The organism is Streptomyces sp. NPDC043746, from assembly GCF_056436485.1.
Map to the genome: position 1 here is coordinate 102617 of NZ_JBWKCM010000008.1, position 24575 is coordinate 127191.

A 24575-nucleotide genomic window follows, 5' to 3' on the forward strand; every position below is an offset into this window, starting at 1 on the left:
CGGGACAGGCCGCCCCGGACGGGGTACGTAGAGGGCCATGACGCCCACCGCCACGTACCGGCTTCAGCTCCAGCCCGACTTCCCCTTCCCGGCGGCCGAGAAGGCGGTGCCCTACCTGGCCGCGCTCGGTGTCTCCCATCTCCATCTCTCGCCCGTCCTGGAGGCGGTCCCCGGCTCCCGGCACGGCTACGACGTGGTCGACCACAGCCGCGTACGGGAGGAGCTGGGCGGTGAGGAGGGACTGCGGAGCCTCGCCGCCACCGCCCGGGAGCACGGGCTCGGGCTCGTCCTGGACATCGTGCCCAACCACATGGCCGCCGCCCCTCGCCACAACCGGCAGCTGCGGGAGGTGCTGCGCGAGGGCCGGACATCGCCGTACGCCCGCTGGTTCGACATCGACTGGGCGGCGGGCGGGGACCAGGTGCTGCTGCCGGTGCTGGCCGGTCCGCTGGGTGGTGAGCTGGACGCGTTCACCGTGGACGCCGACGCGGCGGTGCTGCGCTACGGCGAGCAGGAGTTCCCGCTGCGGGCGGGGACGGCACACCTTCCGCTGCCGGAGCTGCTGGACGCGCAGCACTACCGGCTCGCCTGGTGGCGCCTCGCCCGCACCGAACTGAACTACCGCCGCTTCTTCACCGTCTCCGAGCTGATCGGCGTCCGCGTCGAGCACCCCGAGGTCTTCGACGCCACCCACGCCAAGGTCCTCGAACTCCTCCGCGACGGCGTCCTGGACGGGCTGCGCATCGACCACCCGGACGGCCTGGCCGACCCGGCCGCGTATCTGCGGCGGCTCGACGAGGCCACCGGCGGCCGCTGGACGGTCGTCGAGAAGATCCTCACCGGCGACGAACACCTCCCGCCCGGCTGGGCAGTGGCCGGGACGACCGGCTACGACGCCCTGCACCGGATCGACGGGCTGTTCACCGACCCCTCGGGCGCGGCGGAGCTGCTCGGCCACTACCGGGAGTTCGCGGGCCCGCCCGGGGATCGCGGCGGCTACTGGAAGGCGACCGTCCGTCGCGCCGCCTACCGGGTCGCGACCCACGAGCTGGCCTCCGAGACCGCCTGGCTGACCCGCCTGGCGTCCTCCGTCTGCGCCGCCGACCCCGCCCTCCGCGACCACGCCCCCTGGGCGCTGCGCACGGCGATCCGGGAGCTGCTGGTCCGGATCCCGGTCTACCGCCCGTACGTCACGGCGGGCGTGGAGCCGGCCCGCATCGCGGAGGAGACCCTTCCGGACGATGCCGTGCGGGATGCGAAGGCGGTGTTCTCCGTGCCGGAGGAGGCGACCGCCGTCGATGCGGTACGGGATCTGGCGCTCGGGCGGCTGGGCGGCGGGGAGGAACAGGCGTCCTTCTGCGCCCGGTTCGCGCAGACGGCCTCCGCGCTGCACGCCAAGTCGGTGGAGGACACGGCGTTCTACCGCTACGTGCCGCTGATCTCGGCGACGGAGGTGGGCGGGGACCCCGGGCGACCGGCCGTGAGCCCGGCGGAGTTCCACGCCTTCGCCACCCGGATCGCCCGGGACTGGCCGGCGACAGGCACCGTCCTGACCACGCACGACACCAAGCGGAGCGCCGATGTGCGGGCCCGGATCGCGGTCCTGTCGGAGTGCCCGGACCGGTGGGCGGAGCTGGTGGGCGAGCTGGCAGAGGCCACGCCCGTCGCTCCCCCGGACCCGCAACTCGCCTGGCAGGCCTGGCAGTCGGCCTACGGCTGCGCGCCGCTGCCCGCCGAGGAGGTGGCCGCCCGGCTGGAGCCCGCGCTGCTCAAGGCGGTGCGGGAGGCAGGGCTCTTCACCAGCTGGACGGAACCGGACACGGCGTACGAGCGGGCGGTGACGGACTTCGTGGCGGCCGGGCCGGGCAGCGCTTCCGGTACGGCCCGGCGGCTGGTGACCGCGTTCGCCCGGTCGCTGGCCCCGCATGTACGGGCCAATGTGCTGGGGGCGGCGCTGGTGCAGCTGACGATGCCGGGGGTGCCGGACCTCTACCAGGGCACGGAGGGCGAGTACCTGGCACTGGTCGACCCGGACAACCGGCGCCCGTTCCGGCGGCCGGAGGGCCCGGAGGAGGAGAAGCATCTGGTGACGGGGGCGGCGCTGCGGCTGCGGCGGGAGCGGCCGGAGGTGTTCGGGGAGTCGGGGACGTATGTACCGCTGGCGGCGCGGGGTCCGGCGGCCGGGCATGTGGTGGCGTTCTCCCGGTCCGGCGAGGTGGCGGTGGCGGTGACCCGGCTCTCGCTGCGGCTGGCGGAGGACGGCGGATGGCGGGACACGGTGGTGGAGCTGCCGGACGGGGGGCCGTGGCGGGATGTGCTGGCCTTGGGGCCCGTACGGGAGTGGTCGGGGGGCGCGGTGGCGGCGGGCGAGCTGTTCGAGGAGCGGCCGGTGGCGCTGTTGCGGCGGGTGCGGGAGTGACGCCGGGTCAGCCCGTAGCCGCCCCGTCGGCGACTACGGGCCTGCTGCCCGGGCGGGAGAGAACCGGCCGCGAGCCGGGAGGGCTCCCGGGTCGGGAGGGCTCCCGGGTCGGGAGGGCGGGCCAGGTCGGGAGGGCGGGCCAGGTCGGGAGGGCGGGCGGGCGGCGGTAGAGCCGCCCGGATCGGAGGAACGGCAGTAGAGCCGCCCGGATCGGGAGGCCTGCCCGCGCTGGGAAGCCTGCCCGGGTCGGGGGGCCTGCCTCTGCCGGAAGGCCTGCCCGGGGCGGGCCGGCTGCCCGGATCGGGCGGGCTCAGGAGGGACGTACGAGCAGGGTCCTCGGCCCCCGGGTGAGCACCCCGCTCGACGTCGGACGGAAGCCCTCGGCCCAGCGGATGCGGGGCATCGCCGTCAGCAGGGCGCGCAGGCCGTGTTCGGCCTCCAGGCGGCCGAGCAGGGCGGCAGGGCAGTGGACCGGGCCGCTGAACAGCGGGTCGGCGTCGGCGCGCAGCGGGTCGAACCGGTCGGGGGCGGTGAACCGGGCCGGGTCGCGGCCCGCCGCGCCGATGAGGCAGGCGACGGCCTCTCCGGCGGGCAGCGTGCCGCCGCTGACCCGGACCTCGGTGCGGGTGCGGCGCAGCACGATCTGGACGGGCGGGTCGCGGCGGAGTGTCTCGGCCCAGGCCCGGCGGAGCAGCATCCCGGCCCCGCCGCCCGCCACGGCGGCGAGCAGGTCGGGGTCGTCCAGCATGTTGGCGAGGAACGAGGCGAGGGCCCGTTCGCGGAGCCCGGTGTGCCGGGCGCAGTCGTCGGCTCCGCCGCCGGGCCGGGGCGGGGCGCTCAGCTCCGAGTAGGAGAGCCCGGCGGCGACGGAGTCGGCCCCGGCGGGCAGCCAGCGGCAGAACTCCCCGACCAGGTCCGCCCGGTCGCGCCCGGCTATGCGCCGGGCCAGGACGTAGGCGGCGCGCTCGACGGCGGCGGCGATGGCGGAATCCACTGGGTCGGGGGCCGCTTCGCCCTCGGGCGGTTGGCACGGGGGCAGCGGGGTGCAGACCAGGCTCCCCCGGCAGAGCCCCAGCGGCGCCGGGACCCGGCCGCGCGGGGCGCCGTCGTGCGGGTAGCCGGTGAAGCGGGGGTCGGTGAGGGCCAGGACCACGTCGTCGTACCGGCTGAGCAGCCAGGCACCGAGGCCCGGATCGTGGCCGAGCGGGAAGTCTGTGCGGAGGATCCGGTAGAGGCGCAGGCGGTACGGGTCGGTCGAGGCACCCGGTTCGAGGAGCCCAGGGTGCCCGCCCGCGAGCCGGTGCGGGCGGCGGGCGGCGGGCAGGGCCTCGGAGCGGTCGGCCGGCATCCCTCGTCGCCCCCTGCGGTCGTGGCGTCGCCTGTCGACGCATCTGCCCTCAGTGGACCTCCCCCGGGGGCGCGCCGCAGTCTGCGTACACCCGTTCGGGTGAGGGCGTGCCGGGGCGGAAGAGGAGTACACGACCGGGGCGCGGGCCCGGGAGGCCGGGGCACGGCGTGGTGGTCACCAGCCTGCCTCTCATCGCCGTCGCCGTCGCCGTCGCCGGGGGCAGGGGCAGGGTGCACGGCGCGGCGGCCTGGTGGAGGGGGTGGTCCAGCGGGCGGGCCGGGTGCGGGGCGTCCGTCTGGTCGGCCCGGACGTCCCGGAGGCGATCGCCGAGAGCCGGGGCACCAGGAGCACCGGTGCCGGAAGGGCCAATGAGGCGTGAGAGGTCCGGACGCGGTCAGGCGGGCGGGCGCGGCGCGGGGGCGGTGAGGCGGAAACTCATCCGGCCGAAGCTCACCTGGTCGCCGTCGCGCACCGGGATCGAGCCGACGAGCCGCTGGCCGTTGACGCAGGTGCCGTTGGTGGAGCCGAGGTCGCGCAGGACCCAGTGGCCGTGCTGCACGGTCAGCTCGGCGTGCAGCCGGGAGACCGTCTCGTGGTTGAGGCGCAGCCCGTTGCCCGGGTCACGGCCGATGAGCAGCGGGTACGGGCTCGGCGTGGGGAGCAGCAGCTTCGGGAGCCGCTCGGTCTGCCAGGCGCGGCGCATCCGTCCCGGAAAGGCGGATATCCCGCCGACCGCTCGGACCAGACTCTGCGAGAAGCGGCTGCCGGAGTCCAGGTCCGAGGTGAGGGCGGCCAACTCCTCGGGGCGGCGCGCGGCGAGGGCCAGCTCCATGCGTCGCATGAAGGTGTCGTGGGAGAGCTTGCCCTGCGCGGCACCTTCTCTAAGCACGCCGAGGACACGGTCGCGCTGGGCGTCCGACAGCCGCGCGGGATACGTGTGGAACTCGGGGGACGACGTCACATGGTCGATTGTCGGTCCGAGGGGGCCGAGGTGTCCAGAAGGGTCCCTCTTCCCGTCCGTTGCGACCTGCGCCGGGGCGGTCCGGCCCGCCGGTTGGCGCGTACCCGGGGGGCGGACGGCGGCCTGGGCTTCAGCCGTTCCGGGGCGCCGCCACGTCCTTGGCCAGCCACTCCAACCGCAGCCGCTGCTCGGCCGGGATCGTCGCGTCCTCGCCGCGCGGGCCCACGTTCAGCAGCAGGTTCCCGCCGTCGGCCGCCGTGGAGCGGACCAATGAGGTGAGGGCCTCGCGGCCGATGAAGGCGTCGGGCGGGGAGTTGCGGTTGTAGCCGAAGCTGTGGTCGATGCCCCGGGTGATCTCGTACGGGTCAAGGCCGGTGTAGCGGGCGTACTCCGGCGTGCGGAAGTCGAAGGCGGGGGGCCTGCGCGGGACGAACCCCTCCCCCTGGGCCACCGTGCGCCGGTCCCACCAGTTGTAGAGGGACCGGGCGCCCGGGAGGCGGAGGGCCCGCCAGTGCGGGGCGTACGGCAGCAGGCGGTCGTTGACGACGCCGTGGGGGACGGTGAAGCGGTAGTAGTCGGTGAGGGAGCGGATCTCGGCGGCGGAGGCCGGCCAGGCGATGTCGTTCCAGAGGATGTCGGGGCGGTAGCGGCGGATGAGCTCGCGCAGCTGCGCGTCGGCGTAGGCGGGGTAGCTGCCGCGCGGGACGGCGGAGAAGAGGTCGGCGGCGGTGCCGATGGGCCGGTCGTCGAAGGTCCAGTCGAGCCCGCCGGAGTAGTAGACGCCGAACCGCAGGCCCTCGGCCCGTACGGCTTCGGCGAACTCTCCGACCACGTCCCGGGTGGTGTGCCAGCCGGTGCGGTGCGGGTTCCGCGTCGCGGAGGGCCAGAGGCAGAACCCGTCGTGGTGCTTGGTGACCAGCACCGCGTACCCGGCGCCCGCCGCCCGGAAGGATCGGGCCCAGGCGGCCGGGTCCCAGGTGGCCAGCCCGTCCTCGAAGTCGCGGCCGAAGTCGGTGTAGGGGCGGGTGCCGTGGGTGGCGCGGTGGTGGGCGGCGACCGGGGATCCGGGGAAGCGGAGGGAGTTCTCGTACCACTCCGCGTACGGGGTCCAGCCGAGCGGCGCGCGCCGTCCCGCTGCCGGGAGTTCGGCGGCGGGGACATGGGGCGGGGCCCAGCCGGGAACGGAGGCGGGCGTCCAGTGAACGAAGATCCCCAGCCGGGCCCGGGACCACCATGAAGCGACCATGGCGGGAGTATTGATCATTCGGTGGGAGTCGCGTAAGCCCCCTCGACCGCCTCCTTCCGGATCTGCCGCTGTTCCTCCTGCTTCTGCTGCTTCTGGGCGCGGATCAGGTCGCGGTACCAGCCGTACGAGGCCTTCGGCGTCCGGGCGAGGGTCTCGAAGTCGACGTGGACCAGGCCGAACCGCTGCGATGCGCCCTCCGTCCACTCCACGTTGTCGGTGAGCGACCAGGTGAAGTAGCCGCGGACGTCGACCCCGGCGTCCATCGCCGCGCGCAGGGCGGTCAGGTGGCTCTCCAGATAGGCGATGCGGCGGTCGTCGGCGAGCGGCTCCTCCAGGGCGCAGCCGTTCTCGGTGATGTGGAGCGGCGGGAGGCGGTCGCCGTAGCGGCGGTGGAGCAGGGTGAGGATCTCGGTCAGCCCCTCGGGGACCACGGGCCAGCCAAAGCCGGTCTTCTCGTACCCCTCGATCTCCCTGATGCCGAAGGGGAGTTCGGCTGGGATCGCGAAGCCGGAGAAGGTCTCCAGCGCCTCCGGCCGGGGGGCGCCGACGAGGGTGGGGTTGTAGTAGTTGACGCCGTACCAGTCGAGCGGGGTGGAGATGACCTTGAGGTCGTCCGTCACCGGCCCGGGCATCAGGGCGGCGAGGCCGTCGTCCGGGTAGCGGCCGGTGAGGACGGGATCCGCGAAGAGCCAGTTGGTGAGCGTGTCGTACAGCTCCGCCCCGAAGCGGTCCTCGTCCGAGTCCCCCGCCGTCCAGACCGGGGCGTGGGAGAAGGCCGCGCCGATGTTGTCGGCACCCGCCGCGCGCAGGGCCCGGACGGCGAGGCCGTGGGCGAGGAGCTGGTGGTGGGCGGCGGGCAGGGCGTCGAAGAGGAGGGTGCGGCCGGGGGCGTGCTCGCCCAGCGCGTAGCCGAGGAGGGTGACTTCGGCGGGTTCGTTGATGGTGATCCACATCGGGACCCGGTCCGCGAGCCGTTCGGCGACGATGCCCGCGTACTCCGCGAAGCGGTAGGCGGTGTCCCGGTCGAGCCAGCCGCCCGCCTCCTCCAGCGGGAGCGGGGTGTCCCAGTGGTAGAGGGTCGGGGCGGGGGTGATGGCGTGGGCGCACAGCTCGTCGACGAGCCGGTCGTAGAAGTCGAGTCCGTCGGCGTTGACGGCCCCGCTGCCGCCGGGCACCACGCGCGGCCAGCTGATGGAGAAGCGGAACGCGTCGGCGCCGAGCCCGGCGAGCAGGGCCACGTCCTCCCGGTAGCGGGCGTGGAAGCCGGTGGCCCGGGTGGTGTCGGTGCCGTCCTTGATCCGGCCGGGCCGCGCGGCGAAGGCGTCCCACCCCGAGGGGCCCTTCCCGTCGGCGTCCACGGCCCCCTCGGTCTGGAACGCGGAGGCGGAGGCCCCCCAGAGGAAGCCGGGCGGGAACTGCGGTACGGGCATCTCGGCCTCCATGAGCCGTACGGATGAACGGAACCTGTATGAGCGGGGAGCCGACCGGGCAATGATCAGGACCAGACCTTAATGGCCGGTGACCGGCCGGTTCTAGAGGCGGGCGGTCATGGATGGTGGTGAGCCGGGCACGGAGCTGCCTCCGGATACCGAGGGGCGGCCTGACGGTCTGTTACGAACGTTGCGGACGTTACGGACGAGGAGTGGTGGATGCGGTTCGAGGTGTGGGCCCCCGAGGCGGACACGGTCGTGCTGGAGGCGGCGGAGGTCCGGTATCCGATGGAGCGCGACCCGCTGCGGGAGGGGTGGTGGAGCGCCGGGGCGGAGGCGGTGGACGGGGACCGTTACGGGTTCCGGGTGGACGACGGGCCGCTGCTGCCGGACCCCCGTTCGCGGCGCCAGCCGGACGGGCCGGACGGGCCGAGCGCGGTGGTCGACCAGGGGGCGTACGCCTGGCGCAACGGGTGGGCGGGGCGGCGGCTGAACCAGGCCGTGCTCTACGAGCTGCACGTGGGGACGTACACCCCCCAGGGCACCTTCGACGCGGCGGCGCAGCGGCTGGGCCATCTGGCGGAGCTGGGGGTCACCCATGTGTCGCTGATGCCGGTCTGCCCGTTCCCGGGCGTCCACGGGTGGGGGTACGAGGGCGTCTCGCTCTGGGCGGTGCACGAGCCGTACGGAGGGCCGGAGGGACTGAAGCGCTTTGTCGACACGGCGCATGGGCTGGGGCTCGGGGTGGTCCTGGACGTGGTCCACAACCACCTGGGCCCGTCCGGCAACTACCTGCCCGCCTTCGGCCCGTACTTCACCGACACCCACCACACCCCGTGGGGCGCGGCGGTCAATCTGGACGCGCCGGGCTCGGACGAGGTGCGGGCGTTCCTGATCGGCAGCGCGCTGGCCTGGCTGCGGGACTACCGGCTGGACGGGCTGCGGCTCGACGCGGTGCACGCGCTGGCCGACACCCGGGCGCTCACCTTCCTGGAGGAGCTGTCGACGGCGGTCGACGGACTCGCGGTCGAGCTGGGCCGGCCGCTCGGCCTGATCGCGGAGTCCGACCTCTGCGACCCGCGGACGACCACCCCGCGCACGGCGGGCGGCCTCGGGCTGCACGCCCAGTGGAACGACGACTTCCACCATGCGCTGCACACCGCGCTCACCGGCGAGTCCCACGGCTACTACGCGGACTTCGCGCGCGCCCCGCTCGCCGCCCTGGCCAAGACGGTGACCTCGGTGTTCTTCCACAACGGGACCTTCTCCAGCTTCCGGGGACGCAGCCACGGCCGCCCCGTCGACGTCTCCCGCTCCCCCGCCCACCGCTTCGTCGGCTACGCCCAGACCCACGACCAGATCGGCAACCGGGCCCTGGGCGACCGGCTCGCCTCCTCCCTCTCCCCCGGCCTCCAGGCCTGTGCGGCGGCCCTGGTGCTGACCGGGCCGTTCACGCCGATGCTCTTCATGGGCGAGGAGTGGGGGGCTCGTACGCCGTGGCAGTTCTTCACCGACCACACCGATCCGGAGCTGGCGGAGGCCGTACGCAACGGCAGGCGGCGGGAGTTCGGCGCGCACGGGTGGGCGGAGGCGGAGATCCCCGACCCGCAGGACCCGGCGACCCGCGACCGCTCCTGTCTGGACTGGGCCGAGCCGGAGCGGGGACCGCACGCACGGCTGCTCGGCTGGTACCGCGAACTCATCGCGCTGCGAAGGGCGTTGCCCGACCTCCACGATCCGGACCTGGCGGCCGTGAAGGTCGCGTACGACGAGGACGCCCGCTGGTTCGCGTATCGCAGGGGCGATGTGCGGGTCGCGGTCAACCTGGCGGACCGGCCGGTGGCGATCCCGCTGGGTCTGGGGCGTCACCGCCGGTCCGGCGGACGGGTGTTGGCGTCCTGGGAGCCGGTGGAGGCGCCGGGGGCGGACGGGGTGCTGCGGCTGCCGCCGGAGTCGTGCGTGGTGCTGGCGGACGAGTGAGTCGCGCGACCAGGGTGCGCTGCCCGGCCGGAGGGTCCGCTCCGAGCGGGCAACCGGGGGGCGTGGCGGGGTCGGAGCCCGGCGGCGGCGGGGGCCGTCGAGGCTCGGGGGTGGAGCGCGAGGACGTGGTCCGGAGAGTGAAGGCGCGCGGGCTTCCTGGCCGCGAAGCACACGCCTGCCCCCGACGGCTGTCGGCCGGGGCCGTGGGGCGGGCCCCGCGGCCCCGGCGTGGAGGTCAGTCGGCGTCGCGGGGGTCGAAGGACCTGGTGTCGACCTTCAGCGGCCGGGGGAAGGCCTCGGCGACGGCGTCCCAGCGGACGAACTTGAAGTTGGTGCCCGCACGGTCTCCGCCGGCCGGGCCGGCCTGGCCGTCGTGGGTCACGAGCAGGCCCTTGGGGAAGCTCCTGCCGAGGGGCACGTTGACCACCGTGGAACCGTCCGAGTGCTGCACGCCGTCCACGGCCCCGTCGGTGACGGCGAAGGAGCCGAGGTAGGCGTTGTCCCGCTCCCGGCCGTAGACGGCGAAGGTGTCGTCGCCCTGGCTGGACGCGAGGACGTAACCGGAGCCGCCCTTGGCGTGGTAGACCGTGACGCCCTCCACGTCGGCGCTCAGACGCTCACCTCCGAAACCGGGGTCGTTCTCCGTGTCGACGACGCACTCCTCCTCCTGCTCGTCGTACGCCCACGGTGTGCCGTAGTCACGGACGCGGTCGATCAGCTTCGGCTTCTCGAACTTCTCGTCGTCGATCCTGATGCGCCACAGACCCACGGTCTCCTGGGCGGCGTACAGCACGTGCTTCTCCTGGTCGACGGCCATGCCCTCGACCTGCGGGAGCTCACCGGGGTCGGCGCACGGGGTCCACTTCGTGCCGTTCGGCAGGGTGAAGGTGTCGGGCAGGTCGAGGGTGTCCTCGGTCTTGTAGCCGACGCGCCCGTCGCGGTCCTTGAGCTGGAGCAGCCGCAGGCGGGTCCGCTCCCGCTGGGAGACCACCACGTAGGCGTCGCCGTCGTCCTTGAAGGCGGTCAGCCCGTAGGAGGTCCGCTGCTCGTCCACCGCCGCCTCGTCGGGTGCGAAGACCGGCGCGACGTCGGCGGCGGTGACGTCCTTCAGCGGGGGGCGACCGGCCGCGACGGCGGACGGGTCGATGGCGTACGCGCGGATGCGGTCGCGTCCCCGGTCGCTGACGAGGGCCAGGTCGGTCTTCTTCCCGCCGAGCTCGAAGCCGTAGACGACATCGACGTTGTTGAAGCGACCGGCTGCCGCTCCCTCGCGCGGAGCGCGGGGAGCCGGTATGTGCTGGAGACGTCGGCCGTCGAGGCCGTAGACGTCGAGACCGGCCTTCTTCAAGGTCCCGATGACGATGCTGAGTTCGGGGTTCCTGGGATGGACCCAGACGGCCGGGTCGTCGGCGTCGGCGCTGCCGCCCTCCTTGTCGTCGTAGACCGTCGGGGTCTCGATGCCCGCTGTGACGGTCACCGGTGCCGCGGGGCCCGCCGCCAGGGCGATCGCGGCAACGAGCGAGGTCATGGTGCCGAGTGCGAAGACGCTCACATTACTCCTCGGTAGAAGCCTGAACGCCCAGACGGTAGGGGACGCCGGGGAAGCGGCCCTTACGGGAGCGTGAACGTCGCACGACCTCCCGGAGCGAGTCCGGCGTCGGCTGCCCGGGCCGGGCTCCGCGCAGGAGCGCGACCGGCCGACGGGTCAGACGCCCAGGACGGCTTTGGCGGTGAGGAAGTAGAGGATCAGGCCGGTGGCGTCCACGAGGGTGGTGACCATGGGGGCGGAGACGACCGCCGGGTCGATCCGCAGGCGCTTGGCGAGCAGCGGCATGCTGCCGCCGATGGTCGCCGCCCACCCGCAGATCAGGACCAGGGTGATGCCGACCACCAGCGCGACCCGCGCGTTCACGAAGACCGTGCCCACCACCAGCCCCAGCGCGGCCAGCAGTGAGCCCAGGACCAGGCCCACCCGGCACTCGCGCCAGATCACCTTCAGCAGGTCCGAGCCGCGGACCTCCCCGACCGCGAGAGCACGGACGCACGCGGTGGCGGCCTGGGCTCCGGCGTTGCCGCCCGCGCCGATGAGCATGGGGATGAACAGGGCCAGCGCCGCCACCTGTTCGAGGGTCGCCTCGAACGCCTGGGTCACGCCGACCGTGAGGGTCGCCGCGACCAGCAGCAGGCTCAGCCACAGCGCCCGGTAGCGGGCGAGCTGCCACACGGACGCGGCCATGTAGTGGCCGGCCCAGGGCGCGGCGCCGGCCTGACGGGCCACGTCCTCGGTGTCGGCGGCCTCGATGACCTCCACGGCGTCATCGATGGTGTACAGCCCGACAAGCCGCCCCTCGCTGTCCACGACGGGCAGGTTCAGATCGTTGGTCTCCCGCATCAGACGAGCCGCGGACTCGGCGGAGTCGGTGGCGTACGCGGAGGTCGGCTCGGTCACGACCAGCTCGGAGATCATCGTCTCCGGCGCGTTCAGTACCAGCTCGCGCAGTTCCACGATCCCGGCCAGCCGCCGCCCGGCGTCCACCACCGGCAACGTGTACACGGTCTCCGCGTCGGCGCCCTTCGCCCGGACGGTCCGCAGCGCCTGCTCCACCGTCAGGTCCTGCGGCAGCGCCACCACCTCAGGGGTCATGTAGCGGCCCACCGAGCCCTCCGGGTAGCCCAGCAGCGCGGAGGTCATCCGCCGCTCGTTCGTGCTCAGCCCCGCCAGCACACGCTTGACGACCTTGGCCGGGGCCTCCTTGAGCATCCGGGCCCGGTCGTCGGGGTCCATCCCCTCCACGAGGTCCAGGAAGGTGCGGTCCCGCAGCCCTTCGAGGATCTGCTGCTGGTCGACCGGCTCCAGCTCCTCGAACACCGCCAGCGCCCGGTCCTTGTCCAGCAGCCGGAACGCCACCCCGCCGTCGACGGCGTCCATCCGTCCGAACTCGTCGGCGATCACATGCGGCGGATGGAGGGCCAGCCACTCCTGAGCGGCATCGAGCTGCTGGTCCTTGACCAGGTCCCGGAGGGTCGCGGACGGCTCCGCGTTCGGGTCGAAGGAGACGGGGGAGACAGGGGACTCGGGCATGGCAGACCTCAGCACAGCGGGGCAGTCGGAAGAGAGGGTGTCCGTCGCGCACCACACCGCCCCGCACTCCGGCATGTCGCCGGGAAGGAGCGCTGCTACGCGGGATCTGGGCCAGGAGGTTCGCCGCGCACCACAGCACCTCCCGATCTCGTACCCACTGCTCGTACACCGCACCGACGGCCCGGCCCGACAAGCACGATACCGCGCTCCGCGTCCGCCTCCCGTCACCAGCCGCGCACCGCCGACGTGCCGGGGGACGGTCCGGGACCGGCCCGCGGGCGGGGTGCGACGCGGCTTGGGGCACGGGCGGCCCTTCCGCTCCGGCCCAGGGGGTCACTCCACGATCGCCAGCTCGCGTGCGGTGGCGTTGAGGCGACGGCCGCCGTCCTCGGTGACGGTCACGATGTCCTCGATCCGGACCCCGAAGCGGCCGGGAAGGTAGATGCCCGGCTCGACGGAGAAGCACATCCCCGGAACGAGCGGCTGCTCCTCGCCCTCGATCATGTACGGCGGCTCATGCGTGGTGACGCCGATGCCGTGGCCGGTGCGGTGGATGAACCGCTCGCCGTAGCCGAACTCGGTGATCACCGCCCGGGCGGCCCGGTCGATCTCCTGGCAGGCGGCCCCGGGCCGTACAGCGGCGCACCCCGCTTGCTGGGCCTCGCGGACGATGTCGTGGACCCGCTGCTCCTCGGCGGTGGGCTCACCGACATGGACCGTACGGGAGGTGTCGGAGCCGTACCCGTGCTTCAGGCCGCCGAAGTCCAGGACGACCATGTCCCCGCGCTCGATGGTGCGTTCCCCCGCCTCGTGGTGCGGGTTGGCGCCGTTGGGGCCGGAGCCGACGACGGTGAAGTCGACCTGGGAGTGGCCGAAGTGCGTCAGCAGCGCGGCGAGATCGGCGGCCACGTCGGCCTCCCGGCGCCCGGAGAAGCGGACCTTCAGGATCTCCTCGTAGGTGGCGTCCGCCGCTGCCCCCGCAGCCGCCAGCCGCTCCAGCTCGGCGGCGTCCTTGACCGCCCGGAGCATCGGGAGCGCCTCGGTGAGCGAGGTGTACGTGGTCTCGGGCAGCGCCCGCTGGAGGCCGAGGAGGTGCATGGCCCAGGCGTTGTCGCTGACGGCGAAGCGGCCCCGGTCGCCGAGGAGCGGGGCGGTGACCGCGTAGGGGTCGGTGCCGTCGGTCCAGTCCCGCAGGGCGAGGGCGGGTGCCCCGGTGGCGGCGGCCGCGTCGGGGGCCTCCAGGGTCGGGACGACCAGGACCGGTTCCTCACCGGCCCGCAGGACGAGGAGGGTGAGGCGCTCGGTGGAGACGGGCCGGTAGCCGGTCAGATGGACGAGGTCGGGGCCGGGCGCGACGACCACCCCGGCCAGCCCGGCCGCGGCGGCGGACTCCGCCGCCCTCGCCATCCGGGCCCGGTAGTCCTCGGCGGTGAAGGGGGCGGGGGGCGGCGCGGGCTCGTTCGGGCGGAACATCAGGGCCTCCTGGGTGAGGAGCGGCGTAGGGCACGGCTCCCTGCATCCTGCCCGCCGGACGGAGAGCGGGCCAGTCATGATCAAGCCGGTACGCGTACGGTCCGGCCGGCAGCCGTGCGGTCGAGCCGGTACGCGTACGGTCCGGCCCGGTGCCCGTGCGGTCCGGCCCGGTGCCCGTACGGTCGAGTCGGTACGCGTGCGGTCGCGGGGGCACCGTGCACTTGAGCCGACGCCCGCACGGTCATGACGGCAGCCGCACCACCACGTCGGCCCGGTCCCGGCCGCGTTGCACCAGCCGGGCGTTCGCCTCGTCGGAGCGGTCGACCCAGGCCCGCGCGTACGCCGGTGGCTTCCCGTACCGCACATGGCGCTCGACGAGCCGCCGCACCCGGACAGCCGGGTCGAGGTCCAGGTACCAGACCTCGTCCAGCAGCCCGCGCACCGGCGCCCAGGGCCCTTCGTCGAGCAGCAGGTAGTTGCCCTCGGTGATGACGAGCGGGATGTCCGGGGGAACGCGCAGGGCCCCGGCGACCGGCTCCTCCCGGGCCCGGTCGAAGGCGGGGGCGTACACGGGGTGCACCGGGTCCGGGTCGCGCAGTCGGCGCAGGAGCGCCGCGTACCCCGGCGCGTCGAAGGTGTCGGGGGCGCCCCTGCGGTCGGCGCGGCCCAGGCGGTCCAGCTCGGCGGCGGCGAGGTGGAAGCCGTCCATGGGGACGAGGGCGGCGCGCCCTTCCAGAGCCTCGGCCAGCCGCTGCGCCAGGGTGGACTTTCCGGCGCCGGGCGGCCCGACGATGCCGAGGACCCGGCGCGTCCCGGCCGCCGCGAGACGGCGCGCCCGGTCGGTCGCGGGGGTGAGGCCGACAGCTCCGGCGAGGTCCAGGACATCCATGCGGGGCATTGTGCGGGGCGAAGGAGGGAAAGCGTTAGTGTTACGTATAACCGCCACCTCGTGCCCGTATGCGCACCGCCCCGGGAAAGGACCCCCTCATGTCCCACATCGCCCTGGTCACCCTGGTCGTCCGCGACTACGACGAGGCCATCGCCTTCTACCGCGACGCGCTCGGCTTCGACCTCGTGGAGGACACCGACCGGGGCGACGGGTCCCGCTGGGTGGTCGTGCGCCCGCGCGGGGCGGCGGACGGTGCGGGGCTGCTGCTGGCCCGCGCGAAGGACGGGGCGCAGGAGGCGAGCGTGGGGGCCCAGACGGGCGGGCGGGTCGGCTTCTTCCTGCACACCGAGGACTTCGCGGCCGACCACGCCCGGATGAGCGCGGCGGGGGTGCGCTTCCTGGAGGAGCCCCGGCACGAGACGTACGGCTCGGTCGCGGTCTTCGAGGACCTGTACGGCAACCGCTGGGATCTGCTGCAGCCTGCTCCGGCCCGGCCCTGACGCGCGTACGGCAGCACCGGCGAGCCTCACGCCCGCGCCAGTCCCGCCTCCCTGACCGCCACCGCCTCCATCGCGTCCAGTACCGGCCGGATCAGCGGGTGGCCCTCGGCTCCCTGGCGTACGGCAGCGAAGACGCGGCGGGTGGGGGCGCTGCCCTCCACCGGGCGGACGACCACGCCCGTCAGCTCCATCCCGCGCAGCGCCGAGCGCGGCACCAGCGCCACCCCCGCGTCCGCCCCGGCCAGCGCCACCACCGCCCGGAAGTCGTCCGACGAGTGCTCCAGGCGCGGGGCGAAACCGGCGTACTCGCAGGCCAGGACCACCACGTCATGGCAGGGGTTGCCCGGGTACGGGCCGATCCACGCGTCCTTCGCGAGGTCCGCCACCGCCACCTGGGCCTGGTCCGCGAGGCGGTGGTCCACCGGAAGCACCGCGTCGAACGGCTCCGAGTAGAGCGGGACCCGGGTCAGGCGCCGGTCGTCCTCGGCGGGGGCTCCCCGGTACTCCACGGCCACCGCCACATCGACCTGGCGGTCCAGCACCATCGGGACGCTCGCGTCGCCCTCCGCGTCCTGGACCTTGACCCGGATGCCGGGGGCGGTGCGGGCCAGCTCGGTGAGGGCGGGGGCGAGGACGAGGCCGATGCCGCTGGCGAACGCGGCGACCGTGACCGTACCGGCGACACCGGCGCTGTAATCCGCCAGCTCCGCCTCCGCCCGCTCCAGCTGGGCCAGGACCACGTTGGCGTGGCTGAGCAGGATCTCCCCGGCGGCGGTGAGCCGGGCGCCGCGCGCGCCGCGTTCGACGAGGCGGTGGCCGGTCTCCTGCTCCAGGGCGGCGAGCTGCTGGGAGACGGCGGAGGGGGTCAGATACAGGGCGGCGGCGGCCGCGGTCACCGTGCGGTGGTCGGCCACCGCACGGAGGATTCGCAGCCGCCGCGCATCGATCATGTGCCCATTGTCCCAGGTCGCGGTGGCGGCCCGGACCTCTCGCAAGCGGTTACGCCTCCGCCTCCAGGGCCGCCCGCGCGTCGACGAACGCGTCCACGGCCCGGTTGACGTCGGCGGTGGAGTGCGCGGCGGAGAGCTGGACGCGGATGCGCGCCGCGCCCTGAGGCACGACGGGGTACGAGAACCCGATCACGTACACCCCGCGCTCCAGCAGCAGCTCCGCCATCCGGCCCGCCTTCGCCGCGTCCCCGATCATGACGGGGGCGATGGCGTGGTCGCCGGGGAGGATGTCGAAGCCCTCCTCGGTCATCCGGGAGCGGAAGAGTGCGGTGTTGGCGTTGAGCTGGTCGCGCAGGTCGCCTGCGGACTCCAGCAGGTCGATGACCTTGAGGGACGCGGCGGCGATGACCGGGGCGAGGGAGTTGGAGAAGAGGTAGGGGCGCGAGCGCTGGCGCAGCAGGGCGACGATCTCGGCGCGGGCGGCGACGTAACCGCCGGAGGCGCCGCCGAGCGCCTTGCCGAGGGTGCCGGTGATGATGTCGACGCGGTCCATGACGCCGTGCAGCTCGGGGGTGCCGCGGCCGCCGGGGCCGACGAAGCCGACGGCGTGCGAGTCGTCGACCATGACCATGGCGTCGTAGCGGTCGGCCAGGTCGCAGATCTCCTGGAGCGGGGCCACGTACCCGTCCATGGAGAAGACGCCGTCGGTGACGATCAGCCGGCGGCGGGCGCCGGACGCCTCCTTGAGCTGCTTCTCCAGGTCGGCCAGGTCGCGGTTGGCGTAGCGGTAGCGCTGGGCCTTGGAGAGGCGGATGCCGTCGATGATCGAGGCGTGGTTGAGGGCGTCCGAGATGACCGCGTCCTCCGGGCCGAGGATCGTCTCGAAGACACCGCCGTTGGCGTCGAAGCAGGAGGAGTAGAGGATCGTGTCCTCCTGGCCGAGGAAGGCCGAAAGGCGCTGCTCCAGCTCCTTGTGGACCTCCTGGGTGCCGCAGATGAAGCGGACCGAGGCGAGTCCGTACCCCCAGCGGTCCAGCGCCTGGTGGGCGGCGGCGACGACCTCGGGGTGGTCGGCCAGGCCCAGGTAGTTGTTGGCGCAGAAGTTCAGCACCTCGCCCGGGCGGCCGCCCGCGGTGACGGCGACGGTCGCGGACTGCGGGGTGCCGATCACGCGCTCGGGCTTGTGCAGCCCGGCGGCGCGGATCTCGTCGAGGGTGGTGCGCAGATCGTCGCGTACGGAGTCGAACATGCTGGATTCCTTAACAGGGATGCGAGAAGAGGTTCGAGAGATGCGAGAAGGGGTTCGACGGGTCAGGCGGTCCAGTCGAGGATGACCTTGCCGCCGAGGCCGCTCGCCGCGTCGTCGAAGGCCGCCTCGAAGTCGCGGAAGCCGTACCGGCCGGTGATCACGGGGGCGAGGTCGAGGCCGCCCTCCAGCAGGACGGACATGGCGTACCAGGTCTCGAACATCTCGCGGCCGTAGATCCCCTTGATCGTGATCATCGAGGTGACGATCCGGGACCAGTCGACGGCGAACTCCTCGGCGGGCAGGCCGAGCATCGCGATCCGGCCGCCGTGCGTCATGTTGGCGACCATGTCGCGCATCGCCTCGGGGCGGCCGGACATCTCCAGGCCGATGTCGAAGCCCTCGCGCAGCCCCAGCTCCCGCTGGCCGTCCGCGATGGTCCGGTCGGCGACGTTGAGGGCGAGGCTGACGCCGACCTTGCGGGCGAGCGCGAGCCGGGCCTCACTGACGTCGGTGATGACCACGTTGCGGGCACCGGCGTGCTCGGCGACGGCGGCGGCCATGATGCCGATCGGCCCTGCGCCCGTGATCAGGACGTCCTCGCCGACCAGCGGGAAGGAGAGCGCGGTGTGCACGGCGTTGCCGAACGGGTCGAAGATCGCCGCGATGTCCAGGTCGACGGGGACGCGGTGCACCCACACGTTGGAGGCGGGCAGGACCACGTACTCCGCGAAGGCCCCGTCCCGCCCGACGCCCAGGCCGACGGTGGAGCGGCAGAGGTGGCGACGGCCGGCGAGACAGTTGCGGCACTTGCCGCAGACGAGGTGGCCCTCGCCGCTGACCAGGTCGCCCACCGCGATGTCGGTGACGTCGGAGCCGGTCGCCGCGACCTCCCCGACGAACTCGTGGCCGAGGACCAGCGGGGTGGTGACCGCCTGCTGGGCCCAGCCGTCGTAGGCGCGGATGTGCAGGTCGGTGCCGCAGATCCCGGTACGCAGGACCTTGATCAGGACGTCCCCGGGGCCGTGCTCCGGCTCCGGCACGTCCATCAGCCACAGTCCCGGTTCGGCCTTCTGCTTGACGAGTGCCTTCACGGCTGCGGCTCCCTGCACGTGGTACGCGGGTGGTGGATACCCCGGGCCTGGGGGCCTGTCGGAGGAGCCCTGCGGCCCGGGGTGGTCTGGGGTCCCCGTTACGGGGGGGTGGACACGGCCGGACGGGACGGAGCACGCGGAACGGGTCGGGGCCCGCCCGTGCTCCACACGCCGCCTCCGGCCGTCACCGAGAAGGCTGCCGTACGGCGGGGTGCCGGGTCCATCGAGGATTTCTTAAGCACGGTCGCAGGAGATCTTCACACCTGGCCGTGGGTTCACCGACCGCTGCCACGCATCCGCCTTCGTTCCGGTGGCCCGCGATCACCGCCCCCTCCCTCCCGTCCCGCCCAGGCCCCATGAGGGGGAGAAACGCCGCCGCGCACCCCGCAACGCTCCTCGGGCCAGCACCTGACGCAGCGTAGGGAAAGGGCCCCCGTCCTTGATAACGTCGCCCCCGCGGCTGTGGACTTCTCCCCCGACCCGGTCGCGTGTGGGTGGGAGCGGGGACGGGTCGCGGCAGGACGAAGAGGGCCGACTGATGAGCCTTGCACAGGTGCACCACATCTCCGCCGCGCCCGGGGACGAGAGCGCGGAGGGCCGGTTCACGGCGGTGGGGCGCGAGGTGACGGCGGCGCTGCTGGCGGAGCTGGAACCGCTGTTCGCGTACGCGCTCCCCGACGGGGCCCCGCACCGCCCCACCGACGCCGAACTGCGCTCGCTCCCACAGGCGTTCATGTACACCGTGCTCTCGGACGGGAGCCGCCTGGTGGGCCGTACGGCGCCGGCGCGCGGCGGGTCAGGGGCCCCGGTCCGGTTCCACACGCACGCGGTGCACCTGCCTGCGGGGGTGCCGCTGCCGGGCGACCGGCTGCCGGTGGAGGCGTGGCGGTCACCGCACTGGGCCACGGTGGCACCGGCCGGTGGAGCGGTGCTCGGCGACCCGATCAGCGCGCTGCCGCCGGGCCCCGCGCCCGTACGTGAGGGCCTGGACGACTTCGCGGTGTCGCGGGGCCCTTGGCTGGCGGCGGTCCTGGCCGATCTGCGCCGGGCGAGCGAGGAGGCTTCCCCGGCGGGCGGTCCGGTGGTGCTGGTGGAGCGGCGGAGCGCGGATGTGGCGCGGTGGCTGGGGCTGGCCGCGGTGGCCCTGCCGAGGGAGAGCGTGGAGCGGCTGACGTTCACCACGTACACGCGGCGGCCGGGGAGTTCGCCGCTGCGGGTGGTGGGCGTGCTGCCCGAGGACGCGGCGGCGGCGCGGGAGGCGGGGCTGCGGGTCCACGGGGGCGCGGAGGGGCTTCCGGTGGACGGCGGCGGGGACGTGTGGGCGCGGACGGCGGCCCGGGTGTGGCGGAGCCGGGCGCCGGAGCTGTTCCAGGAGGGGCGCGGGCTGCCCGGAGACCCGTGCGCGGCGGGTCCGTTGGCGGTGGTGGCGCTCTGCGCCGGGGTCGGGCTCGGCTCCGAGGAGCGTGCGGCGGCTGCCGGTTGGGCGGCGGAGCGGCCGTACGCGCTGGATGCGAAGCGGACCGGTCAGTTGGTGGAGGCGCTGACCTCTCGGGGCATCGACGACCGGACGGGCTGTGAATTCGACGCGCTGGGGCGACTGTTCGGCGCCCTGGACGGTCAGTGCCCGACCTCGGTCACCGCGCCGCTCGCCGCGATGCTGGTGACCGAGGCGGTGCGGGGCGGCAACGGTTCGGTGGAGCTGCCGCGCCGGGACGCGTTCGCGGGGCCGGAGGGCAAGGCGGTCGCCGGGGTGCTGGGCCCGGAGATCCGGACGGAGCTGGAGGGCGGGGCGAATGCCTCCCACCCGGTGGCACGAACGGTCCAACTGCTGCGGGTGGCACGGCTGCTGGGAGTCGACGTCCGTGAGCTGCTGCCGGGCGTGGTGGCCCGTCTGGCCCTGGCACTGCTGGCGGAGCCGGAGACAGCGGAAGCGGGAGGCGCGCCCGAGTTCGCCCCGGCGCTGCTGGAGCTGCTGGACGAGCAGTTCGACGTACGGACGGCGCTGCTCGGCGCGCTGGACCGGATCGCGCCCGAGGAGCCCGGCGCGGTGGCCCGGTTCCTGGCACGGGTGGCGCTGCCGTTCACGGGGACGCAGGCGCTGCCGCATCTGCGGATGTGTGCCGAGGCCCCGGGGGCGCTGACGACGCCGGGCCGGGACCGGTCGGCGGCCTGGCACCGGGTGCTGCGGGCGGCCGGCCTCTCCCCCTTCGCCGAGCCGCTGGTGCTGCGTACGGCGGCGGGCCTGGTCTGGGCGGACCGGACCCCGACGGTCGCGGAGGCCCGGCTGCTGCTGGAGGCGGCGACCTCGGACGCGCACCGGACGGCCGGCACGTGGGGGCGCCTGGTGGACGCGGCGCTCGCCGCCCCGGCGGACGCGGAGGACGCGGAGGCCTTGGCCCACGACCTGCTGCGGGCCTTCCTCGAGGAGATCGAGGGCCGACAGCGTGCCGCACTCCAGCTCCTCGCCCTCTGCCGCGACCTGCGGACAGGCGCCCCCGAGCCCGGCTGGGCGGACCGGGTCCGTACGCTGCGCGACCGCGCGGCTCCCCTCGAACCACCCGTCCAGGAGCGGGCGTTCACCACCCTGGCCGAACGCCTGCTGGCCCCGGACCGTCCCGGCGCGGAGCTGTACGCCTTCGTCCGGAGCGACGACAGCGACCTGATCGCCGCCTACGACCGGGCCGCTCGCACCGAGCCGACCCTCACTCGAATCCGCACCCAACCCGCCTACGCGGCCGACTGCTTCACCGTCTGGACCGCCCACCCGCACGCCGGTCCCGCCTGGACGACCACATCCGCCGCCCTCCTGGAGGAGGTGCTGCGTCCGGCGGTGCGGTCCATGTCCGCCGAACTGGTCGCGGAGGTCGAGGAGACGGTGGGCCGGACCGGCAGCAGCGGCCGGGCGAACGCCTTCCGCGACTGGAACCGCTCGCGCGCCCTGGGCCGTCTGGGGCGGCGGATCGTGGGGCGGGTACGGCGGGGCTGAGGGCCCGACCCGCACACGATCAGCACGGAGACGGCCGGGCCGCCTCGGGCTGGACAGGTTGAACCGGGCGGGCCCGTGTGGGCCCGTACGGCACCGCTGCGGAGGTCGCGCGCGTGGGCGAGGCCGTGAACAGGGCCGGACGACTCGAAGCTGCCGGGCTCGCGCTCCGCGGAAGTGGGGCCATGGACACACACGCGGAGGTCGGCTGCCGTATCGAGCTGCGCGGCCGGAGGGCTGCTGGACCACATCGGCCGCGAGTGCCCCGCCGCGCCGCGCAACCCGCACGTCGCGAAGGCGGCCGCCGCCCTGCGGTGACCTCGGACCCGCCTGCCGGGCGGTCCCGGCGCGTGCCTCGCGTCCGGGGCCGCTCCGCGCCCCTCCGACAGCCACCGGTCGGCGGCCGCCGACTAGACTCGGCTTCCATGTCGAAGCCTGACGAGTTGCTCATCGATGTCGCCGCCCTGGTGGAGTCCGGGCACAGCAATCAGATGTCGCTGACCGTGGTCACCGGAGGCGCCGTGATCACCGGCCGGCTGGCCCCCGAGGCCGTCTGGCGGCAGCGGGTGTCGGAGGTGCTGGCGGACTCGGCGCAGCTGAACGAGTTCGCCGCCGTCTTCACCGCCGCCGCCCGCAAGGAAGGCCCGCCCACCCATCTGCACTTCCACGTGGCCCGCATCCTCCAGGGCTCGGTCGGAATCCCCGAGACGGGCGGGATGTACCGCGTGGCGATCGAGGACGTCAGCGCCTGGACGATGGGCGACTTCAGCTACTCCGACCGCTGACCCGCCCGCCCTCACCCCTGCCACCACCGTCCGCCGAACCAGCCCCGCGTCCGCCCGTCAGGCGGCCGCGGGGCTGCCGAGCAGTGCGGACGCCTTCTGGAGCGGCGTGAGGACGCGCCGGGGTGCGGCGGGACCGGTGGTGGGGCCCGTGGGGCCGGGGCAGGTGAAGCCCAGCCTGCTCATGGCCCGGAGCACTTCGCTCGCGCTGAAGTCGCGGCGGTCCTGCCGGGTGATGACCTGCCCGACCTGCTTGACCGGGTAGGTGCGGCGGCCGATGATCACGGACTCGCCGGTGATCTGCTCGGGCTTGATACCTCTCATCGCCTCCACGACACCGCTCTTGGTGAGGTCGAAGGGGAAGCGGGCGATGACACAGCGCATGTTGCCTCACAGAGGGAGAACAGAGGGGGCAGGGCAGGGAGGGCGGTCGACCGCGTCAGGCGGCGGCGCCGACGGGCGACGGACGCCCGCCCGTGCGCCGGGCGGCGGAGGCGGACCCTCGCCGTCCGCGCGGAGCACCGGCGCGTCGGCGCCGCTCGGCCACCGGCGCGGTGATCGTCACGGGGATGCCGGAGGGCGCCTGGGATCCCGTGATGCGGCTGAGCGCCTCCTCCCCGGAGCGGACCTGGGTGGTCCGGGGCACGATCCCGGCGGCGGTCATGATGCGGGTCATGTCGCGGCGCTGGCCGGGGGTGACCAGGGTGACGACGCTTCCGGACTCTCCGGCCCTGGCCGTACGGCCGCCGCGGTGCAGGTAGTCCTTGTGGTCGCTCGGCGGGTCCACGTTGACGACGAGGTCCAGATGGTCGACGTGGATGCCGCGCGCCGCGACGTTCGTCGCCACGAGCACGGTGACGTGCCCGGTCTTGAACTGGGCGAGGGTGCGCGTGCGTTGCGGCTGCGACTTGCCGCCGTGCAGGGCGGCCGCCCGTACTCCGCTGTTCAGCAGGTCCTGCGTGAGCCGGTCCACGGCGTGCTTGGTGTCCAGGAACATCATCACCCGGCCTTCGCGCGCCGCGATCTCGGTCGTCGCCCGGTGCTTGTCGGCGCCGTGGACGTGCAGGACGTGGTGCTCCATCGTCGTGACGGCCCCCGCGGACGGGTCGACGGAGTGGACGACCGGGTCGTTGAGGTAGCGCCGCACCAGGAGATCGACGTTGCGGTCGAGCGTGGCGGAGAACAGCATCCGCTGGCCCCCGGGCCGGACCTGGTTCAGCAGCGCGGTGACCTGGGGCATGAAGCCCATGTCGGCCATCTGGTCGGCCTCGTCCAGCACGGTGATCGCGACCTGGTCCAGCGCGCAGTCGCCGCGCTCGATGAGGTCCTTGAGCCGGCCCGGGGTCGCCACGACCACTTCGGCACCGCCGCGCAGCGCACTCGCCTGCCGGCCGATGGACATGCCGCCCACGACCGTCGCCAGGCGCAGCTTCACCGACCGGGCGTACGGGGTGAGGGCGTCGGTGACCTGCTGGGCCAGCTCGCGCGTCGGTACGAGCACCAGGGCCAGCGGCTGACGGGGTTCGGCCCGCTGTCCTGCGGTACGGGCCAGCAGCGCCAGGCCGAAGGCGAGGGTCTTGCCCGAGCCGGTGCGTCCCCGGCCGAGGGCGTCACGGCCCGCGAGGGTGTTCGGCAGCGTCGCGCCCTGGATCGGGAACGGGACGCTCACACCCTGCGCGGTCAGCGCGGCCAGCAGATGTCCGGGCATGTCGAGTTCGGCGAAGGTCTCGACGGAGGGAAGTGCGGGAGTGAGTGTCTTCGGCGGCGCGAACTCGCCCTGGACCGCGACGGGCCGTCGGCTGCGACCGTCCGAACGGGGGCGGCCGGTCCCGCCGGTCCGGCCGCGGGTGCGGGACGTACGGTCGTTGGTCCGGGGGGAATTGCTCGTACGGGTGGAGTTCATGGGAACCTTCCTTGATACGGCACGTACCAAGGAATTCCCGCAGCGGAGAAACAGCGCGGGGAATCACAGGAACGGGCCGAACGAAGCATGCGGGAAAACTCGGCCTGCCGGGCATCCGGAACGGAACCGGAGCAGATCGAAAGTAGCGAGATACGGCGGGGCCGGGCGGGGACGATGCCCTCGGCCGTCGCGCCGCTGCCGCTGCCCTGCTCGATGAGGCGGCACCCCTGGGCCGCGTTGACCACTTCAGCGCCGGCCGGAAGCCGCTGGCGGCGCTCGAAGGTTCGGG

At 74.0% G+C, this 24575-nt stretch carries 18 protein-coding genes; 5 read left to right on the plus strand and 13 right to left on the minus strand.

Going from position 1 to position 24575, the window contains the following annotated elements:
* Positions 1 to 37: 37 nt before the first annotated feature.
* Positions 38 to 2419 (plus strand): malto-oligosyltrehalose synthase, encoded by a 2382-nt coding sequence (gene treY / locus AC0682_RS11585; RefSeq protein ID WP_478532448.1) that lies wholly within the window; start codon positions 38 to 40, stop codon positions 2417 to 2419.
* Between the two features lie 310 nt (positions 2420 to 2729).
* On the opposite strand, the gene AC0682_RS11590 is transcribed toward treY, so the two are convergent.
* The 4 genes from AC0682_RS11590 to AC0682_RS11605 all read right to left on the minus strand — a co-directional run bounded on the left by AC0682_RS11590 (position 2730) and on the right by AC0682_RS11605 (position 7404).
* Entirely contained in the window at positions 2730 to 3767 is a 1038-nt protein-coding gene (locus AC0682_RS11590; protein WP_478532449.1) for a cytochrome P450, read from the minus strand.
* A 394-nt stretch (positions 3768 to 4161) separates the two neighbouring features.
* Complete coding sequence (locus tag AC0682_RS11595) at positions 4162 to 4728, minus strand: DUF1707 and FHA domain-containing protein (protein WP_478532451.1); 567 nt, start codon at positions 4726 to 4728, stop codon at positions 4162 to 4164.
* Between the two features lie 130 nt (positions 4729 to 4858).
* Positions 4859 to 5974, minus strand: a complete 1116-nt coding sequence (locus AC0682_RS11600; protein ID WP_478532452.1) for an alpha-L-fucosidase — start codon at positions 5972 to 5974, stop codon at positions 4859 to 4861.
* Between the two features lie 14 nt (positions 5975 to 5988).
* The gene (locus AC0682_RS11605; protein WP_478532453.1) at positions 5989 to 7404 is read right to left on the minus strand and encodes a GH1 family beta-glucosidase; all 1416 of its coding nucleotides are present in this window, start codon (positions 7402 to 7404) and stop codon (positions 5989 to 5991) included.
* 219 nt (positions 7405 to 7623) lie between these two features.
* On the opposite strand from AC0682_RS11605, the gene treZ reads away from it, so the two are divergent.
* Positions 7624 to 9384, plus strand: coding sequence for a malto-oligosyltrehalose trehalohydrolase (gene treZ, locus AC0682_RS11610; RefSeq protein ID WP_478532454.1), 1761 nt, complete (start codon positions 7624 to 7626; stop codon positions 9382 to 9384).
* Positions 9385 to 9619: 235 nt separating this feature from the next.
* Here treZ and AC0682_RS11615 read toward each other — a convergent pair whose 3' ends face one another.
* The 4 genes from AC0682_RS11615 to AC0682_RS11630 form a co-directional block, all read right to left on the minus strand.
* Positions 9620 to 10912: a phytase gene (locus AC0682_RS11615; RefSeq protein ID WP_478532582.1), complete on the minus strand. Its 1293-nt coding sequence runs from the start codon at positions 10910 to 10912 to the stop codon at positions 9620 to 9622.
* 177 nt (positions 10913 to 11089) lie between these two features.
* On the minus strand, positions 11090 to 12466 hold the full coding sequence (gene mgtE, locus AC0682_RS11620; RefSeq protein WP_478532455.1) for a magnesium transporter: 1377 nt from the start codon (positions 12464 to 12466) through the stop codon (positions 11090 to 11092).
* A 333-nt stretch (positions 12467 to 12799) separates the two neighbouring features.
* Positions 12800 to 13939 carry a M24 family metallopeptidase gene (locus AC0682_RS11625; RefSeq protein WP_478532456.1) on the minus strand — a complete coding sequence of 380 codons (1140 nt, stop codon included), beginning with the start codon at positions 13937 to 13939 and terminating at the stop codon, positions 12800 to 12802.
* Positions 13940 to 14180: 241 nt separating this feature from the next.
* Positions 14181 to 14837, minus strand: a complete 657-nt coding sequence (locus AC0682_RS11630; protein ID WP_478532457.1) for a nucleoside/nucleotide kinase family protein — start codon at positions 14835 to 14837, stop codon at positions 14181 to 14183.
* Between the two features lie 89 nt (positions 14838 to 14926).
* On the opposite strand from AC0682_RS11630, the gene AC0682_RS11635 reads away from it, so the two are divergent.
* Entirely contained in the window at positions 14927 to 15328 is a 402-nt protein-coding gene (locus tag AC0682_RS11635) for a VOC family protein (RefSeq protein WP_478532458.1), read from the plus strand.
* A gap of 26 nt (positions 15329 to 15354) precedes the next feature.
* Here the strand turns inward: AC0682_RS11635 and AC0682_RS11640 are convergent, their stop codons facing one another.
* From AC0682_RS11640 to tdh, 3 genes are all read right to left on the minus strand, one after another.
* The gene (locus AC0682_RS11640) at positions 15355 to 16278 is read right to left on the minus strand and encodes a LysR family transcriptional regulator (protein ID WP_478532460.1); all 924 of its coding nucleotides are present in this window, start codon (positions 16276 to 16278) and stop codon (positions 15355 to 15357) included.
* A 49-nt stretch (positions 16279 to 16327) separates the two neighbouring features.
* Complete coding sequence (locus AC0682_RS11645; protein WP_254811441.1) at positions 16328 to 17527, minus strand: glycine C-acetyltransferase; 1200 nt, start codon at positions 17525 to 17527, stop codon at positions 16328 to 16330.
* Positions 17528 to 17589: 62 nt separating this feature from the next.
* Positions 17590 to 18618, minus strand: a complete 1029-nt coding sequence (gene tdh, locus AC0682_RS11650; protein ID WP_254811442.1) for an L-threonine 3-dehydrogenase — start codon at positions 18616 to 18618, stop codon at positions 17590 to 17592.
* Positions 18619 to 19156: 538 nt separating this feature from the next.
* On the opposite strand from tdh, the gene AC0682_RS11655 reads away from it, so the two are divergent.
* Both AC0682_RS11655 and AC0682_RS11660 read left to right on the plus strand, forming a co-directional pair.
* On the plus strand, positions 19157 to 21604 hold the full coding sequence (locus AC0682_RS11655; protein ID WP_478532462.1) for a GTPase-associated protein 1-related protein: 2448 nt from the start codon (positions 19157 to 19159) through the stop codon (positions 21602 to 21604).
* Between the two features lie 422 nt (positions 21605 to 22026).
* Positions 22027 to 22386 carry a hypothetical protein gene (locus AC0682_RS11660; RefSeq protein ID WP_478532464.1) on the plus strand — a complete coding sequence of 120 codons (360 nt, stop codon included), beginning with the start codon at positions 22027 to 22029 and terminating at the stop codon, positions 22384 to 22386.
* 57 nt (positions 22387 to 22443) lie between these two features.
* On the opposite strand, the gene AC0682_RS11665 is transcribed toward AC0682_RS11660, so the two are convergent.
* Together AC0682_RS11665 and AC0682_RS11670 are read right to left on the minus strand one after the other, a co-directional pair.
* On the minus strand, positions 22444 to 22767 hold the full coding sequence (locus tag AC0682_RS11665) for an SCO5918 family protein (protein WP_478532465.1): 324 nt from the start codon (positions 22765 to 22767) through the stop codon (positions 22444 to 22446).
* 55 nt (positions 22768 to 22822) lie between these two features.
* Positions 22823 to 24286 (minus strand): DEAD/DEAH box helicase, encoded by a 1464-nt coding sequence (locus tag AC0682_RS11670; protein ID WP_478532467.1) that lies wholly within the window; start codon positions 24284 to 24286, stop codon positions 22823 to 22825.
* Positions 24287 to 24575: the final 289 nt, after the last annotated feature.